Source organism: Flavivirga algicola (assembly GCF_012910715.1).
GTDB lineage: Bacteria > Bacteroidota > Bacteroidia > Flavobacteriales > Flavobacteriaceae > Flavivirga > Flavivirga algicola.
In genome coordinates, this window is record NZ_JABBHF010000006.1 from 229,781 (window position 1) to 245,735 (window position 15,955).

Here is a 15,955-nt window from a genome sequence, read left to right on the forward strand (position 1 = left end):
TTATGAAAAACACCTTATTCTTAGTACTTATATGTGCATACCTAACTAGTTGTGCACCTTTAAAATCATTCAAAGTTTCTGATTCACAATATTCAGAACTAATCAAAACAATTAACAGGGGGCTAACTTTATCAAAAAGTAAAATTGATCAATCTGGTTATAAACTTAAATCTGGTTCTATAAAGATTTATATAGCAAATAATATTACGGGAGAAGCTGGAGTTGCTTTCTGGATAATTGAAGGAGGCTATAAAACGGTCAATGAAAAGGCATCATCAATCACCTATAACTTTACTGAAATATCTGATGCAGTAACATATATCAAATCTATAACTAAATGTTGTTTTAATATTGAATCATCCACTGGACAATCCAATACTAAAAGTGTACTATAATGTTCTGCGTTATGTAACTTTGCTTTGGTAAAAGAGAGGTATTTAACACTACTTTTTTTAATTTTTTTCTTCTAAAAACTTTCTCTACAACGACGATAGGAGGGAAGTGGAATGGGTACGTTATTCAAAATATACGATTCATAGATTTATATCTCAAACTGAAAACCCATATCAACACCAAACGCACCATTTAATGAATTGAAGTTTTTATTTTGAAAAGTATAAATTGTACCACCAAAGAAAAATCTAAAATCTACAAACCTTGTTACAACAAGTCTTGTTCTTGCACCAACTTCTGGGGCTAATCCAAACATAGATTGGGTATAAATATCAGGGTCATTACTTATAGGTTTATATTTAAACGAATTAAAATTCAAACCTGTATATAAATTAATAAATCTTGATTGAGCATACCAATGAAAAAGGATATAACCCCCAAAACTCTCTGGATACGAAAATTCATAATTATTATACTCAAACTTTGGTGATTTCTTGAGAGGGATGGTTAATCCAATTTCAATCTTATTACTTATATAATACCCCAATTTTAATTTGGGTATTGAAATACCACCTCTTATAGTATCGTCAGGGGTTTCTAAAAATGAAATAATATTGTTTGGGACATTATATGTTCCCATAAGAAATTTAACTGATATTCCATTTCTAACATAAGTACGGTGTTTTAAAACTGTAGGCTTACTGAGTAAACTATCTTTATGCACATTATACAAATAAAGTTCATTAGAACTGTTGCTTTTAAAAAAATTCAAGGATGACGAATAATATCTTTGTTCAAAAGGATGTTCTCTTAGCAGTATTTTATGAACTTTTACCTTTAACGTGTCTATACTACTTTTTAAATGAGAAGATAACAGTTTACTTCCTAAATACTTATCCGACACTAAAATATTAGGTGTTTCAGATTCAGAAGAACTTATGTTTTCTAAGTTAAAACGGTGCATAAAATTTAAATTGTTTGCTCTCCAATCTCGTTTCTTTGTTACAGTAAAAAAAATAGAATCACTGACTTTAACTTGTTTCGGCTGTTCCTTTGTTATCAATACAAATTTAATTTCATCGGAATGATTAACTCCATCACTTACTTGAAACCCAATTCTAAATGGCCCATTTTTATTTATACAAATATCTTGTATCGCAATGCTGTCTTTTATGTTTATCTTATTAAAAGTTTGATATTTTTCATCAGGATTTGGAATATTTCTCCAAGAATAAAATATATTTTTAGAATCATAATCTCCAGAATTAGATGCATCTAATTTAAGTTTAGTTCCTTTTGAAATATAAATAGTGTCTCCTGTTTTAATTTTCTTCTGAAAAATTTCAACATCTGCGATAGGCAGACGGTTAGTTCCTTTAAAAAGTCTCTGTATAGCATTTTTAATATCTGCCAAATATTCTGATTTCTTGGGGTTTATAAAGAAGTTTTCAACTGCTATTATATTATTAATTAATACTCTTTTTAGATAATTTTTGTGCCCTTTATGATCTGATTTTAGAGTTCTAAATAATTGAAACTGAAACTCTATTAATTCTCCTAAATTATTTGTCTTAACAGTAAGGAAATAATCATATTTAGTGAGTTTTATAATAATTTCATCTTGAAATTCTATGTCTGCATTACTTAATGGTTTGTTACTAATTAAATCTGGTGCATTTTCTTGCTCCCACATTATTCTAGAAATTTTTGACCTAATTACTGTGTCTTCATCATAATTGTTTAATGAATAAACTTCTTTAAAATATGGTTTATCAAGAGTTGTGTTTTTTAACTCCTTTATAGTCGTTTCAATAAAAGGTCTTAAAAAACCTGGCTCATTAGAAAAAACAAGGATAGACTTACTTTCGTCAATAGTTTGAGCGAAAGAAGAAAATGTTATAAATATAAAAAGTAGGTATAGTATTAATTTATGCATGTATGTATCTTTTCTAAAATAAGATTAGTATTATTTTTTATAATATTTTCTATTTCCTTTTTTATATCATTTTTAATGATAGATTTTGGGCTTGGACCAAATGAAGGTATTATAAATTCACTAAAAGTTAAAATACAATCATTTACTCTTATTTGTAATTCTCCTTTTAGGCTTTTATGCATTTCATTTGTATCTTTTCCATATTTAAAAATATTACCAGTACTTGAAAAAATAATTTTATTATTTGAGGCATTATTTATTTGTATAATCCCATTTTTTTTTAGTCTCTCTTTTAATTCTTGACTATTTATACCAACTAATGAATAACTGTTATTAATTTCTTTTTCTCTTTCAATGAAAATATTAGTAGTTGAAGAGTCTGTATTGTTGTTAGTAGTAGATAAATCAATAGTCGTTGAAGAAGAGTTTGCGTTGTTAGTAGTTGTTGATGAGTCGACGTTATTTGTTTGACTTATTTTATCATTGGAAAAATGACTAATTATAGCTAATAGACTAGCTACCGCACCTATGAAAAGTGCTATGTTTTTTAAAATTTTACTATTCTTTTTTAACCAATTGTAAAGAATATTTATTTTTCCTTTCATTTAAGATAAGATTGAGCGAAATTAAATATATGACTAAATTAATCAAAAGTGGTTGAGATCTCATAAAATTTAGGACAAATTGTGTATGGAATCAGATTATTTATTTGAAGGACTAAAACCTAAGACTTAGAATCTTTCGTAGGAATTAACAACTCCCTTATATCCACGTCCAAAATTTCAGCAATACGCTTTAAATCCTTTAAATGCGGTTGTGATTTATTATTACACATGGAAGTAACTGTATTAGAGTTTCTATCTAATTTAGCGGCCAATTCTTTTTGGTTCATTCCTTTTAACTTAATTTACGCTCATTCATAAAAGCAAAACCCAGTCTTATTGAATGAATATTTTCTTTTTGGGATTATAGTTTTTAGAATTAACCATAAAAACCCTTTTCTTTTAGCTCTAGCTACTAAATCATCTAAATCCATTTTCAAGTCATTCTTCATTTTTTAGTATGCCATAGGAGTTAACCACAATACTTTGTTAAATAGCGTATATGTAAAATTTTGCTTCATAAAATTTTGGACAAAACAATAAGTTAGTGGAGCGACCATATTTTTTAAAGTAATTGATTACTAACATATTGAAAATTCTTTTACTAAATGTAATGAGCCAATTAAATGGCATAAATTTTTATAAAGGCCCATAAACATAAAATTTATGAGCCTTTAAACGTCGTATGAAAAAACGTAACCAAACTATTTTGACTATCCGTTAGATTTTATATTTTGATTACCTAACTTATAGGAAATACTTAGACTTGCTCTTCTACTATCCCAATTACCATGACCTCTAGAATACAATCCATTGAAGTCAGAGTAACCACTCCATCCACTTTGGTAAAAAATATCAGAGACACTTAGCTTTACATTCATTCTTTCTTTTAAAAACTTTCGTTGCAAACCTAAATTCAAGCTATATGTTGGTTCGTATAAAAACACGCCTTCCCAAATACCGGGTCCATTAAAATATCCCGATATTTCACCTGAAATTTCATGGGGCAGTTTTAAAGTATTTTGATAGTAAATATTATAGGAAAAGCTTTCTATATCAACACTAATACCATCCCCATAATCCGCTTGATTCCGAGAGTGACCTCCATTTAAATTAAAGTAAGCGTCCCACCAGTTGTTTATAGTAATGTGAGTATTAAAGTTAATATTGAGCACTTTTTGCTTACCTAGATTTTGCCAAGAGTACACTTTTATTCTTGGATCAATATCATCTGGACCAATGAACTGTACAATTCGGTTTTTGGTTTCACTGTATGCTAATTTTAGGTTGTATTTGTAGTTGTATGTGTAACCGATTTCTATATTATTAACAACCTCTGGACGTAAGCTTGGATTCCCATTTTGAAAAGACAATTGACTTAACTGAAAATTAAAAGGATTTAATACTTTATAATCTGGACGGTTAATTCGGCGACCGAAATTAAAGGCAATCAAATTTTGAGAGTTGGCTTGCCAGGTTAATCCCATACTTGGAAACCAATCTAAATAGTTTAAATCTACAGTGGGTTCCTCTAAATCTTGAGAAAAAACTTGTAAAACTCCTTTTGCCTCAGTTTTTTCAGCTCGTAATCCCAAGGAAACGTTTAATTGTGAGCCTAAAGGTCTTGTAAAATTAAGGTAACCTGCATATACATTTTCTTTATAATTGAATTGGTTAGATTGACGATTGTTTTGTGTAAATACTCCATCAATTTCATCAAAAAACAGAAAGGAATTATCTGAATTTACGAGATTTAATTTAGTTCCTACGCTAATTTGCCCCCCAAAAATACTATCCTTAGTGTCTAAGGTGAGCGTATAAATTTCAATATCAGTTGGTGTATCAAATTGGTTGATTAATTCTGATAATAATTCACCGTTTTGATTATAATACTTATTAGGTAGAAACCGAATACTTTCATTTTTATAACGGCCATAATCTAAATCTAAATTTAAGCTACGCCCTTTTTTATTGTTAAATCCATAACTAATGCTATAAGACTGTTGCTGTATTTTTTTTTTAGTATGGCTATCAGCAATCAAAGTGCTATCCAATTCATTTGTTGTGGCGTTATAAATTTCAATGGTGTTTAATACGTTTTCGTCATTATTACTAATTTGCCCATTTACTAAAAAACCTAACAAATGTTTGTTTGATAAAAAGATGTCTGAGCCAAACCTATAGTCGTAACCTTTATTTTCTTTGTTATGTTGAACGACTTCGTTTAAGTTTAAATTGTTTTGGAAACTATTAAAATATTCATTGCCAAAAGATTGTCGATTAAACCCTCCAAAAGTTCCAAAAGCATTCACTTTTTTATTTCTATAATTTCCATTAACACTTAAATTTGTTTGTGGATATCTGCCTGGACTAAAACCACTATTAACAGTAGCATTGGTGCCTAGTTTTTTGTCCTTTTTAATGCGAATATCAATAATGCCTGCGTTTCCCTCTGCTTCGTATTGTGCACTGGGGTTCGTAATAATTTCTATGCGGTCAATTTGTTCAGAAGTTAGGTTTTGTAAATAGTTACTTAAATCTTGTCCTTTTAATGGAAGTCGTTTACCATTAACATACACAAGTACTCCAGATCTTCCTAAAACATTAATATTGTTATTGTTGTCAACCGTAATTCCAGGCGCTTTTCTTAGTAAGTTAATAGCATCTGACCCCACGCTGTTAATTGTCTTTTCTACATTAAAAATGGTTCGGTCTGGCTTAGTTTCCACCATTGGTTTACTACCCATAACAATGGTTTCTTGAAGTGTTATAGCCGCGTTTTTAATTGTTAACAGACCTAAATCTATGTGCTCTTGAGCAGATAACTGAATGTTTTCTTTTTTAAAATCAGAGAAACCAAGATAGGATGCTATTAAATAGTATGATCCTTGAGCTACATCTTTCAATTGAAAAATTCCATTTTCGTCGCTGATTACACCTTTTACTATGCTACTATCTTTGGTTTTATATAAAGCAACGTTGGCAAAAACTATCGCTTGTTTTGACTCATCCAATAACTGCCCTTTTATAGAAGAAGATTGACCTGCTAATTGAAAGGAACAAGCTATTAATAATGTAACAAACAAAATAAATTTCATAAAATCTTGATGTTTAAGTATTTGATTGTTTCAAAGCAAAAATAGTTTATATTTGACCCTGTAGAATGGGGTAGAATTAATAAATTGTATGGGTCAGTTTTCATTGTTTAATACTATAAAAATAGATAGGGAAAGGAGTACCCCTGTTTATTTACAGCTAACAAATGCCATAATAAAGGAAATACAATCTGGTAGATTGCGACCAGGAACTAAAATGATGGGCATAAAGTCATTGGCTACTTTGTTAGATGTTAATAAAAATACCATTGAAAAGGTTTATATAGAGCTAGAATTACAGCAATGGATAAAAAGTGTTCCAAGAAAAGGAACTTTTGTTTCTGAAAAATTACCTGAATTCCAACCCAAAAATTGGAATAACCAACCAGAAACAAAAGTTAAAAAAGGGATTAAAATCAATCCAATAAATTCATCTCCATCACGCATCACAAAAAATGATAAGGTATTAATTTTCGATGGAGGATTACCAGATCCTAGAGTTATAGATAATCAAGCTATTGGGAGAGCTCATAGGAATATTTTTAAATCAGACCGCTATTTAAACTTGTTTTCATACACAAGTGCTTATGGTGATGAAGTGCTCCGTAAAGAATTGGTAAAATATTTAAACGATACACGTGGAATACCTTGTAATGAAGAAAACATATTAATTACCAGAGGAAGTCAAATGGCGATATTTTTAAGTATGAAAATCTTACTTAAAAAAAATGAAGCAGCTATTGTTGGTATGCCAGGTTACTTTGGAACCAATGATGTTTTAGAATATATAGGCGCTAAAGTATTCAATGTTTCTGTTGATGAAGATGGATTGGTTGTAGATGAAATAGAAGAGATATGTAAAAAAAATAAGATTAAAGTTGTATATGTAACTCCTCATCACCATCATCCAACCACAGTAAGTTTAAGTCCAGCTAGAAGAATGAATTTGTTAAGGTTGGCAGAGACTTATGGGTTTCATATTATTGAAGATGATTACGAATACGATTTTCACTATAGTAATGCCCCTATACTTCCATTATCTAGTTTAGATGGTCTTACAAATACAATTTACACAGGGTCATTTTCTAAAACTATTAGCCCTGGATTAAGAATAGGTTATTTACTGGCAGATGAAAAAATAATTGAGAAAGCTGTTGAAATACGAAAAGCGATTGATTGTCAAGGAAATCCGATAATGGAAAGAGCCATGGGTGTTTTGTTGCAGCAAGGAGAGATAGATAGAATGATTAGAAGATCGCGCAATATTTATATGCAACGTAGAGATTATTTTTGTGAGGCACTAAACACTCATTTTCCAAACGATATTGTATTTAAAGTACCAGAAGGAGGATTAGCAGTTTGGGCTAAATTTGATTCATCTATAGACTTAATGGAAGTATACAAAAAAGCCTTAGACAAAAACCTCAATTTAATTTTAGCTCCTTATTTTGGAGCATCACTTAATGCAACCCGTTTAGGCTTTGCATCTCTTACTTTTTCTGAAATAGATAAGTATATGGGGATTTTGAAGAAAGTAATATAAACTTAGTAATCTACTTCCGAACATTTTTTAATTCTTATCGAAATCTATCGAATACGCGATTTTTAATATAGCGCAAAAAGGTTAGCTTTTATTTTGGCGTTTTGGCTATGCGGTTGGAAATTGTGTTTAGAAATAAACGCCATAAGCGTTTAATTTATAAAAAGCAATCGAGCGCATAGGTAGCGGCAATTTTACATAATATGGAATTATAGCTACATAGTAACACACATCAAATCTATAACTAAACATTGTTTTAATATTGAATCATCCACTGGATAATCCAATATTAAAAGTGTACTATAATGTTCTGCGTTATGTAACTTTGCTTTGGTAAAAGCGAAGTTCTTATCTAAAATCTTCTTTGATTTTTTTCTTCTCAAATGTTTCTTTAAAAAATGTAATGGAATACGCTTTGCCCGAAGCGACGATAGGAGTGAAGCGGGAATGTGTATGGAATGGGAATATTTATCGAATACATAAATTCGCACTCTCCATTTTTGTAATATTCAATTAAATACATTAAATTGCATCAATAGTATGATTATTAAAACATGTATTTATGTCAACAATTAGAAAAACAATAACATTTACTGAAAAACAGGATAAGTGGATAAAGTCACGAATTACAATAGGAGAATTTACTAATGATAGTGAATATCTTCGTGATTTAGTAAGACGTGATCAAGCAAAAAATGCCAAATTTTCAGCACTCAAAGCAGCTATAACTGAAGGCATGGAAAGTGGTGTTAGTGATAAATCCGTTCCAGATATCATGAAGGAAGTTGAAGACCGTATGCGGGCAGATGGGCGTTTATAAAGTATCAAGAAGCGCCGAAATTGATCTTGCCAAAATGTATGAGTACGGCATTGAAACATTTGGATTAAAACAAGCCCAAACATATTTATCAGGAATGCATACACTATTTCAAATTTTAGCTGACAATAGTACTTTAGGACGTGATGCATCTGAATTCATTCTGTCATTAAAAAGATTTTCGTATAAATCTCACACCATTTTTTATTTATCTACAGATATTGATATTTTAATTGTTCGTGTATTAAGTCAAAGTATGGATTATGAAAATAATCTATAAATTATAACTTTCCTTAAACCTTTTACAATAAAATTCATAAAACAAAAGTTTACAAAGCAATTTTATATAATGTCTGATTATAATATTGAAGATGAATTATAATTAATATTATGTAAAATAAAATATTTTATACCCCATGCTATTCCATAAATATCACAATTATCATAAACTCCTAACAAAAATTTTGGTTCATACCCTTTTCTAGTGATATCATAACTTCATTTACCAGATTGGTTCTATCATTTAAAAACCTTTGATAAAACTCAGGAATAACAACGGTAGAATCATCAAAGTTCGCTCCCCAAACCAACATTTCCAATAAAATTGGAACTAAAGAAATTCCAGTCTTGGTAAGTCCATATTGCTTTCTTGTTTTTAGTTTTTCGTATTTTTTACTAATGATAATTCCCTTTTCTTCTAACATTTTTAGTCTGTCCGATAATACATTTGTGGCCATGCCTTCTCCTGAATCTAAAAACTCATTGTAAAACTGATATCCCTTAAATGATAAGTCTCTCATAATCAGTAAAGTCCATTTATCACCAAAAATGTCCAGTGTCCTACTTATTGGGCAATCCGATCTCTTTTCTATTTTTCGCATCTTATTTACTTGTTTTTTGCAAGTATTGTAATATATTTGTATTGCTTGTTTTTTACAAGTAAACAAATTTAATCATTTAGAATAAAATATTATGAATAACACAAACAAATCTTTAGAAGTCGTTCAAGCATTTTTTAATGCGATTAATATGGCAGATATGAAAAAAGCTGCTAGTTATATGGCAGATAACCATCAATATATAGGGCCTATGTTTTCAACTACCAATCCAAAAGATTATTTTGAAGCCTTAAGCAAATTTGAGATGGAATTTGCAGTAGAAACACAGGATTTAATTGGTTATGAAAGTTCGGTAACTCATGTGTCGACTCTAAAGGTATTGTCTCCAGTCCAGGCCAGTATCCCCTGTTGTGAGGTTTTTGATCTTAAAAACGGTAAAATAGCGCGTCAACGTTTCTTTTTTGATACCGCATTGTTTCCTAAACCATAAAATTATTAGTAAATTAGTAAAAAGGTACTATATAAGGCTTTTGCTTTGCTATGTTAAATTTGGTCTAAATTATAAGTTCTCCTTTTATTATACGACAGATACTAGTATATTTGTTCGCCTTAAATTTACATGAGTACATGAAATCTAAACCGAAGTCTAAGACTGATAAAAATCGTTTACACTTACTGCATCAGTATTATAGCTATACTGGATTTTACAGTTTTGTTTGGGATGCTATTAAAAAAGCATTACCTGTAATTCTGCTTCTTATTGTTGGAATTTATGTTTTAAATCACTTTTTTAATATTAATGATGCCTTGGTCCGTATGACCGAAACATTACCAGCTTATGGTGTATTGGCTTTCTTCTTTGTATCCGAAACGCTTTTAGGGATCATACCTCCAGAGGTTTTTATTGCCTGGTCTGGTAAAATGCCGAGTCCTTGGTTGTATCTTAGCTTTTTGGCTTTTCTATCGTATTCTGGTGGGCTTATTTCATACTGGCTAGGTGTTTTTATTACTAAAATTCCGAGTGTCCATAACTATTTGGAGGTTAAAATGGCCAAGCAGCTTAAGAATTCCAAAAAATGGGGCGGTTTTCTTATTATAGTAGGTGCTCTTTTGCCACTCCCCTTTTCAATGTCTTGCATAGCCGCTGGAATTATACACTTTCCGTTTAAAAGTGTGGTTCTTTATGGATCCTTGAGACTATTACGTTTTGCGATCTACGGACTTATTATTTTTAACGTTTTATAAAAGTATTTAAAACCTAGGCTTTTAGCCTTTGGCATTGTATTTTTGTGCTTAAAAAAATATTTATGTTGTCATTTATCAATATATTTCGACTGGTCGCTTTTTTAGAAGGCGTTTCCTATATTCTTTTACTCTTTATTGCCACGCCCATTAAGTATATCTCAGGCGATCCACAATATGTAAAAATGTTGGGTATGCCGCATGGTCTTTTGTTTATGGGCTATGTTATTCTGGCTTTTATGTATAAAAAAGAAACGGATTGGACTAAAAATCAGTTTTTAATTATACTAGTAGCCTCTGTAATACCTTTTGGTACCTTTTATGTCGACCATAAATATTTAAAACGCCTCACCTAATGCAAGAAACCAAAGTTATAGATAGTATACAATCAAGAACAGTACAAGCCGAAACTCTAGATGCGATACAATCTGGTGACAGTTACCGTCATATAATTCTTGAATATCTTACAAAACAGGGCGTCTCAGAAAATACGGCAGAATACCTCAATATGTTTGGACTCCTCCTCATATTGCTTATTGCCATGTTTCTTCTTTATTTTGTAATTCGAAAGATTCTGGTAAAAGCCTTTAGCCAGTTTGCTTCGGCATCAAAAACAAATTTTGATGATTTGCTGGTCACCAATAAGGTGCCTCGCAATATTGCACATATCATTCCATTGTTGGTTGCTATGGAATTCACGCCTATTATTTTTAAGGATTTTCCAAATTTTGATGGGGTAATTGAAAAAGGACTTCAAGTATTTGCTATTGTGTTAACACTTTGGATAGTAAGGAGTTTTTTAAATACTTTAAAGGATTACTTTAAGACATTGCCTCGTCTAAAGGATAAACCTATAGATAGTTATATTCAGGTGTTTATGATTTTTGCTTGGGTGGCTGGTTTCATGTCGGCCATTGCCATCATTACCGACACCCCCTTTATCAAGTTCTTAACGGCTCTTGGTGCAGCTTCCGCCGTAATTATACTGGTCTTTAAGGATACCATTTTAGGTTTTGTGGCTAGTATTCAGGTATCCATTAACGATATGGTGCGTATTGGCGATTGGATTACGTTTGAAAAGTATGGTGCCGATGGTGATGTGACCGAAATCAACTTAGCCACGGTCAAAGTCCAGAACTTTGATAAAACCATAACCACCATTCCGACTTATGCATTGATTTCCGATTCCTTTAAAAATTGGCGCGGCATGGTAAATTCCGATGGTCGACGTATTAAACGTTCTATATCGATTAAATTGGACAGTGTGCACTATCTTACTAAAGAACAATTGGAAACGTTAAGTGGTATTCAGATTATAAACCCTTATTTAAAACAGCGTCAGGCAGATATTGATACCTATAATAGCGAGTATAACATTGATAAAACCATGCTATTAAATGGTCGAAACCTTACCAATTTAGGGGTTTTTAGAAAATATGCCCAAACCTATATTGAGAAACATTCTGCGATTAATAAGGAGATGACCATTATGGTACGTCAGTTAGCCCCTACCGCTCAAGGAATCCCTATTGAAATCTATGCTTTTAGTAACGATAAACGTTGGGCCAATTATGAATATATTATGGCCGATATATTTGATCATTTAATAGCAGCGCTCCCTTACTTTAACCTGGAGCTATTTGAGCTTCCTAGTGGCTCAAGTTTCACTTTGAAACCATAAAAAGAAGTGTGCTTTTCAGAGTATTCTTTTCGTTATATTTTATGTTAAAAAAACATGTTATAGAATGTTTTATTGGTTTCTTCTAGTATTTTAATAATATATATATTTGCATTTTTTCCTCAAAGTAAGTAATTTATAATGCTATTTAACTTAAAAATACAATATATAATTATGAGATTTTTGTGCTTTATAATTGTACTGTTTTCGTTATGCTTTCAAGCAAAAGCCCAAAATGTGGATTTTGTTTTTACTAAAGAATTAAACAATCAAATTGTATTAAAAGAAGGCCAGTCTCCATACGTTTTTGAAATATTATCAGAGAAACATACGACTACAATTAAAAAGCCTGAAACGATTCGTATGACTAAGTTTTATAAGAGGACTTTAGCATTTGCCAAAAAGGCTCAAAGTGATAGTGCCAAAATTGCTAAACTTAAAAAAGAATCGAGATATACTCCTGAGATTGCAAAAGAACTTGATGAGACAGATGTGAACGATCGATTAAGAATTGCCAGAAGGAGTTTAAAGTCTGTTAAAAAATATGAAACCGTACCAAGTGAAATCATCGTTAAAAAATATGATGAATTAAAAATAAGAAGAAGTATTTTTAAACCGCAAAATGTTATAGTTGGTGAGTTTAAATATTTAGGTTCGTATCATGTTACTAAAGCGATAGATGGCTATAACGAAAGAAGTTTAATTTCCGTTGCTGAAGCGAAAAAAAATAAGTTGACGAAAGATCATTTTCTTTTTGGTGATGTTTTTGAAGTCATTCAAAATGTTCAAACTGAAGTTATATACATGGTTTACCCAGATTTTTTAGAAAAGTATCCAGTTAAAAACTAAAAGCAATAACATACTTTAACAAGATCCTCTCTTTTTTATAACTTTTTAAGTATTAATTACATATCCATTAACGGAATTTAGTATCCTCTCAAAGTAGTTTTACAACTTCAATTAAAAACAAACAGTATATGAAGTTACAACTACAATTATTAATTCCGCTAATACTTTCCTTGATTAAAGGGTACTCACAAAGTATAGAAGACACAAAAAACACAAGTTTAGCTAACCAAACATTTTTAGAAAGAACCGAGTTTAAAATTGCTTATTCGGGTAGTATATTTTGGAATAATGGTTTAAATTTTGGTACGGAATACCTTTTAAAAGAAACTATAAAAGTAAAGAATAGACGAGGCTCACAAAGAACAAACTCGCATCAATTCCTTTTAAATGGCAATTTAGGGTTTACAACAAACTTTGCTACTTCAACAGATACAGGTGTTTTTACAAATTATGGAATTACCTGGAGGAGAACCAATAAAAAAGGCAAGCAATTTAGTATAGAGTTTAACCCGTTAGGATATTATCGATCTTTTTTACCAGAAACTTATAAAGTTAGTGGAGACAATGTTAAGAAAGTATTCCTTCCTGGCAGAGGGTATTATGCACCATCTATTTCTGTTGGCATTGGAAAACAACGAAAAAATAAAAAAATAACAAGACGATATTTTAATATCAATTTCATGTTACGGACTCCTTATAATGCAGGAGCCCTACCCTCTTTTAATTTTCAGTATGGATACCGTTTTAATTTTAAAAAGAAAAAGAAAAATGAAAAGATTGATTAATAAATATACTTTACTATTAGTAAGTGTTCTTGCTACACTTATTTCATGTTCAGATGATGAAAATCTAGAAAACTTAAACAACACATTATTTGTGCGTCATAAAAATGCAGACATGCCTGCATACATTCATGGTAATGCTTCAGAGAAAGTATTTCTCATCATACTTCATGGAGGCCCTGGTGGTTATGGATTAAGTTACAGAGGTTCAACTATTAAAAACAAAATTGAAAAAGAATATGCAGTAGTCTATTTTGACCAAAGAGGTTCAGGAATGGCTCAAGGAAGTTATTCAAAAGATGGCATAAATGTAGATATCATGGCTGAAGATGTTTTAGCGCTCTCTAAAGTGATTAAACATAAATACGGGAACGATTCTAAGTTATTTTTAATGGGACACAGCTGGGGAGGTACTCTGGGGCCAGCTACATTATTAAAAGACCAAAGCCCTTTTTTAGGGTGGATAGATGTAGATGGTAGCCATAATGTTAAAGGCTTGTATCAAGAATACATTTCAAATTTTAAAAGAGTGGCTGCTGAACAAATAGGTATTGGGAATGATATTGAGTATTGGAGTAAAGTTATAGATTTCGTTAATGGTTTAGACTCTGAGTACAATGATATTAATGACATGTATGATTTAAACAACGAAGCTTTTTTTGCTGAAGAAAAACTTGAAGAATCAGGGATTATTAATACGGAAGGAAGTCAAGATAATAATGTTATTTTTAAATATACTCCTTTAACACTGATTTGGAATGTATTAAACACACAATCCATACTAGATGAGAATCTTTTCAGAAATGTAACCTATACCGATAGACTTTCGGAAATTACGATTCCATCTTTAGTTATATGGGGTAAGCACGATATGGTAGTTCCTTTAGGATTTGCCCAGGAAGCTTACGATAATTTAGGTTCCAGCAAAAAAGAACTGGTGATTTTTGAAAAATCCGGACACTCTCCTATGTTTAGTGAGCCTGATTTATTTGCTGATAAAGTCATTGAGTTTATTAACGAGAATAAATAATTTAAAACGAACTGAACTCATCATGAAAAAAGCCCTATCAAAATATTGATAGGGCTTTTAAAATAGTTAGTTATTATATAGAATGTTAAATGTTCTTTGCTAACCAGTCTCCTACTTCATTAGTTCCGTAAGCTTTTCCGCCATCGGATAAATCTTCAGTAACAATACCTTCGTTTAAAGCTTTGTTAACTACGTCTCTAATGGCTTTACCTTCATCTGCTAAACCAAAGTTTTCAAACATCATAGCGGCAGATAACACCGTAGCCATTGGGTTTGCTATATTTTTTCCAGCTGCTTGTGGATAAGACCCATGAATAGGCTCAAATAAACCGATGTTAGATCCTAAAGATGCCGAAGGCATAAGACCCATAGATCCTGAAATAACAGAAGCCTCATCTGTTAAAATGTCTCCAAATAAGTTCTCGGTGATCAATACATCATAGCTGTTAGGCCATTGTACCAATCGCATAGCTACGGCATCAACAAATTCATAACTTACCTCTACCTCTGGATAATCTTTTTCCATGGCTTGAACGGTTTCTCTCCATAAGCGAGATGTTTCTAAAACATTAGCCTTATCAACACAACATAATTTTTTAGAACGTGTCATGGCCAGTTCAAACCCTTTTTTAGCCAATCGCTGTACTTCCTCTCTCGTGTAAACACAGTTGTCGTAGGCAGTTTCCCTGTCATCTCTTCTCCCCTTTTCTCCAAAATAAATACCACCGGTTAATTCGCGTAGAAACACAAGGTCTGTGCCTTCAATACGCTCTTTTTTTAATGGTGATTTGTCTAATAATGATGGAAAAGTAAAAGTCGGTCTTACATTAGCAAATAAGCCTAATTTTTTACGCATTTTTAATAAGCCTTGTTCAGGGCGAACCTTTGCAGATGGATCATTATCGAAACGCGGATGGCCGATAGCACCAAATAAAACCGCATCAGAAGCCACACAAATATCATGTGTTTCGTCTGGATAAGGTTCTCCAACTGCATCGATAGCTGCAGCACCTGTTAATGCTGGTTTCCAAGTTATTTCATGTCCAAATTTTTCAGCAACAGCATCACTTACCTTGACGGCTTGATCTATTACTTCTGGTCCTATACCGTCTCCGGCTAAAAGCGCAATATTAAATTTCATTTATTTTGTTT

Annotated in this window: 17 protein-coding genes; 11 read left to right on the top strand and 6 right to left on the bottom strand. The window is 31.4% G+C overall.

What is annotated here, in order from left to right; translation table 11 throughout:
• Positions 1–2 precede the first annotated feature (2 nt).
• Complete coding sequence (locus HHX25_RS12125; RefSeq protein ID WP_169673686.1) at positions 3–395, top strand: hypothetical protein; 393 nt, start codon at positions 3–5, stop codon at positions 393–395.
• A 146-nt stretch (positions 396–541) separates the two neighbouring features.
• Here the strand turns inward: HHX25_RS12125 and HHX25_RS12130 are convergent, their stop codons facing one another.
• The 4 genes from HHX25_RS12130 to HHX25_RS12145 all read right to left on the bottom strand — a co-directional run bounded on the left by HHX25_RS12130 (position 542) and on the right by HHX25_RS12145 (position 6,029).
• Positions 542–2,329 (bottom strand): hypothetical protein, encoded by a 1,788-nt coding sequence (locus tag HHX25_RS12130; RefSeq protein ID WP_169673689.1) that lies wholly within the window; start codon positions 2,327–2,329, stop codon positions 542–544.
• Complete coding sequence (locus HHX25_RS12135) at positions 2,317–2,934, bottom strand: hypothetical protein (protein WP_169673691.1); 618 nt, start codon at positions 2,932–2,934, stop codon at positions 2,317–2,319. Before HHX25_RS12135 ends, HHX25_RS12130 begins: the two co-directional genes overlap by 13 nt.
• 119 nt (positions 2,935–3,053) lie before the next feature.
• Positions 3,054–3,221 (bottom strand): helix-turn-helix transcriptional regulator, encoded by a 168-nt coding sequence (locus tag HHX25_RS12140; protein ID WP_169673693.1) that lies wholly within the window; start codon positions 3,219–3,221, stop codon positions 3,054–3,056.
• Positions 3,222–3,644: 423 nt separating this feature from the next.
• Complete coding sequence (locus tag HHX25_RS12145) at positions 3,645–6,029, bottom strand: TonB-dependent receptor domain-containing protein (RefSeq protein ID WP_169673696.1); 2,385 nt, start codon at positions 6,027–6,029, stop codon at positions 3,645–3,647.
• A gap of 88 nt (positions 6,030–6,117) precedes the next feature.
• Here HHX25_RS12145 and pdxR point away from each other — a divergent pair, with 88 nt between their 5' ends.
• The 3 genes from pdxR to HHX25_RS12160 all read left to right on the top strand — a co-directional run bounded on the left by pdxR (position 6,118) and on the right by HHX25_RS12160 (position 8,663).
• Positions 6,118–7,569 (top strand): MocR-like pyridoxine biosynthesis transcription factor PdxR, encoded by a 1,452-nt coding sequence (gene pdxR / locus HHX25_RS12150; protein ID WP_169673698.1) that lies wholly within the window; start codon positions 6,118–6,120, stop codon positions 7,567–7,569.
• 559 nt (positions 7,570–8,128) lie between these two features.
• A complete protein-coding gene (locus tag HHX25_RS12155) occupies positions 8,129–8,386 on the top strand; it encodes a type II toxin-antitoxin system ParD family antitoxin (RefSeq protein ID WP_169673700.1) in 258 nt (85 codons plus the stop codon).
• A complete protein-coding gene (locus HHX25_RS12160) occupies positions 8,352–8,663 on the top strand; it encodes a type II toxin-antitoxin system RelE/ParE family toxin (RefSeq protein ID WP_169673703.1) in 312 nt (103 codons plus the stop codon). Before HHX25_RS12155 ends, HHX25_RS12160 begins: the two co-directional genes overlap by 35 nt.
• Positions 8,664–8,835: 172 nt before the next feature.
• Here the strand turns inward: HHX25_RS12160 and HHX25_RS12165 are convergent, their stop codons facing one another.
• Positions 8,836–9,264 (bottom strand): winged helix-turn-helix transcriptional regulator, encoded by a 429-nt coding sequence (locus HHX25_RS12165; RefSeq protein ID WP_169673705.1) that lies wholly within the window; start codon positions 9,262–9,264, stop codon positions 8,836–8,838.
• A gap of 91 nt (positions 9,265–9,355) precedes the next feature.
• On the opposite strand from HHX25_RS12165, the gene HHX25_RS12170 reads away from it, so the two are divergent.
• The 7 genes from HHX25_RS12170 to HHX25_RS12200 all read left to right on the top strand — a co-directional run bounded on the left by HHX25_RS12170 (position 9,356) and on the right by HHX25_RS12200 (position 14,803).
• The gene (locus tag HHX25_RS12170; protein ID WP_169673707.1) at positions 9,356–9,712 is read left to right on the top strand and encodes a nuclear transport factor 2 family protein; all 357 of its coding nucleotides are present in this window, start codon (positions 9,356–9,358) and stop codon (positions 9,710–9,712) included.
• A 137-nt stretch (positions 9,713–9,849) separates the two neighbouring features.
• Entirely contained in the window at positions 9,850–10,467 is a 618-nt protein-coding gene (locus tag HHX25_RS12175) for a YqaA family protein (protein ID WP_169673709.1), read from the top strand.
• 62 nt (positions 10,468–10,529) lie between these two features.
• Complete coding sequence (locus tag HHX25_RS12180) at positions 10,530–10,820, top strand: DUF3817 domain-containing protein (RefSeq protein WP_169673711.1); 291 nt, start codon at positions 10,530–10,532, stop codon at positions 10,818–10,820.
• Positions 10,820–12,145: a mechanosensitive ion channel family protein gene (locus tag HHX25_RS12185; RefSeq protein ID WP_169673713.1), complete on the top strand. Its 1,326-nt coding sequence runs from the start codon at positions 10,820–10,822 to the stop codon at positions 12,143–12,145. Before HHX25_RS12180 ends, HHX25_RS12185 begins: the two co-directional genes overlap by 1 nt.
• A gap of 171 nt (positions 12,146–12,316) precedes the next feature.
• On the top strand, positions 12,317–12,991 hold the full coding sequence (locus tag HHX25_RS12190) for a hypothetical protein (protein WP_169673715.1): 675 nt from the start codon (positions 12,317–12,319) through the stop codon (positions 12,989–12,991).
• Between the two features lie 128 nt (positions 12,992–13,119).
• The gene (locus HHX25_RS12195; protein WP_169673717.1) at positions 13,120–13,776 is read left to right on the top strand and encodes a hypothetical protein; all 657 of its coding nucleotides are present in this window, start codon (positions 13,120–13,122) and stop codon (positions 13,774–13,776) included.
• On the top strand, positions 13,760–14,803 hold the full coding sequence (locus HHX25_RS12200) for an alpha/beta fold hydrolase (RefSeq protein WP_169673719.1): 1,044 nt from the start codon (positions 13,760–13,762) through the stop codon (positions 14,801–14,803). The genes HHX25_RS12195 and HHX25_RS12200 overlap by 17 nt, the downstream gene beginning before the upstream one ends.
• Before the next feature lie 85 nt (positions 14,804–14,888).
• Here the strand turns inward: HHX25_RS12200 and leuB are convergent, their stop codons facing one another.
• Positions 14,889–15,944, bottom strand: a complete 1,056-nt coding sequence (gene leuB, locus HHX25_RS12205) for a 3-isopropylmalate dehydrogenase (RefSeq protein WP_169673722.1) — start codon at positions 15,942–15,944, stop codon at positions 14,889–14,891.
• Positions 15,945–15,955 lie beyond the last annotated feature (11 nt).

Bases quoted from the DNA above. Each gene is read 5' to 3' on its own strand.
- HHX25_RS12195 (WP_169673717.1), top strand. From the start codon at position 13,120: ATGAAGTTACAACTACAATTATTAATTCCGCTAATACTTTCCTTGATT.
- HHX25_RS12180 (WP_169673711.1), top strand. From the start codon at position 10,530: ATGTTGTCATTTATCAATATATTTCGACTGGTCGCTTTTTTAGAAGGC.
- HHX25_RS12125 (WP_169673686.1), top strand. From the start codon at position 3: ATGAAAAACACCTTATTCTTAGTACTTATATGTGCATACCTAACTAGT.
- HHX25_RS12185 (WP_169673713.1), top strand. From the start codon at position 10,820: ATGCAAGAAACCAAAGTTATAGATAGTATACAATCAAGAACAGTACAA.
- HHX25_RS12190 (WP_169673715.1), top strand. From the start codon at position 12,317: ATGAGATTTTTGTGCTTTATAATTGTACTGTTTTCGTTATGCTTTCAA.
- HHX25_RS12145 (WP_169673696.1), bottom strand. From the start codon at position 6,029: ATGAAATTTATTTTGTTTGTTACATTATTAATAGCTTGTTCCTTTCAA.
- HHX25_RS12200 (WP_169673719.1), top strand. From the start codon at position 13,760: ATGAAAAGATTGATTAATAAATATACTTTACTATTAGTAAGTGTTCTT.
- HHX25_RS12170 (WP_169673707.1), top strand. From the start codon at position 9,356: ATGAATAACACAAACAAATCTTTAGAAGTCGTTCAAGCATTTTTTAAT.
- HHX25_RS12130 (WP_169673689.1), bottom strand. From the start codon at position 2,329: ATGCATAAATTAATACTATACCTACTTTTTATATTTATAACATTTTCT.
- pdxR (WP_169673698.1), top strand. From the start codon at position 6,118: ATGGGTCAGTTTTCATTGTTTAATACTATAAAAATAGATAGGGAAAGG.
- HHX25_RS12140 (WP_169673693.1), bottom strand. From the start codon at position 3,221: ATGAACCAAAAAGAATTGGCCGCTAAATTAGATAGAAACTCTAATACA.
- HHX25_RS12155 (WP_169673700.1), top strand. From the start codon at position 8,129: ATGTCAACAATTAGAAAAACAATAACATTTACTGAAAAACAGGATAAG.
- leuB (WP_169673722.1), bottom strand. From the start codon at position 15,944: ATGAAATTTAATATTGCGCTTTTAGCCGGAGACGGTATAGGACCAGAA.
- HHX25_RS12135 (WP_169673691.1), bottom strand. From the start codon at position 2,934: ATGAAAGGAAAAATAAATATTCTTTACAATTGGTTAAAAAAGAATAGT.
- HHX25_RS12165 (WP_169673705.1), bottom strand. From the start codon at position 9,264: ATGCGAAAAATAGAAAAGAGATCGGATTGCCCAATAAGTAGGACACTG.
- HHX25_RS12175 (WP_169673709.1), top strand. From the start codon at position 9,850: ATGAAATCTAAACCGAAGTCTAAGACTGATAAAAATCGTTTACACTTA.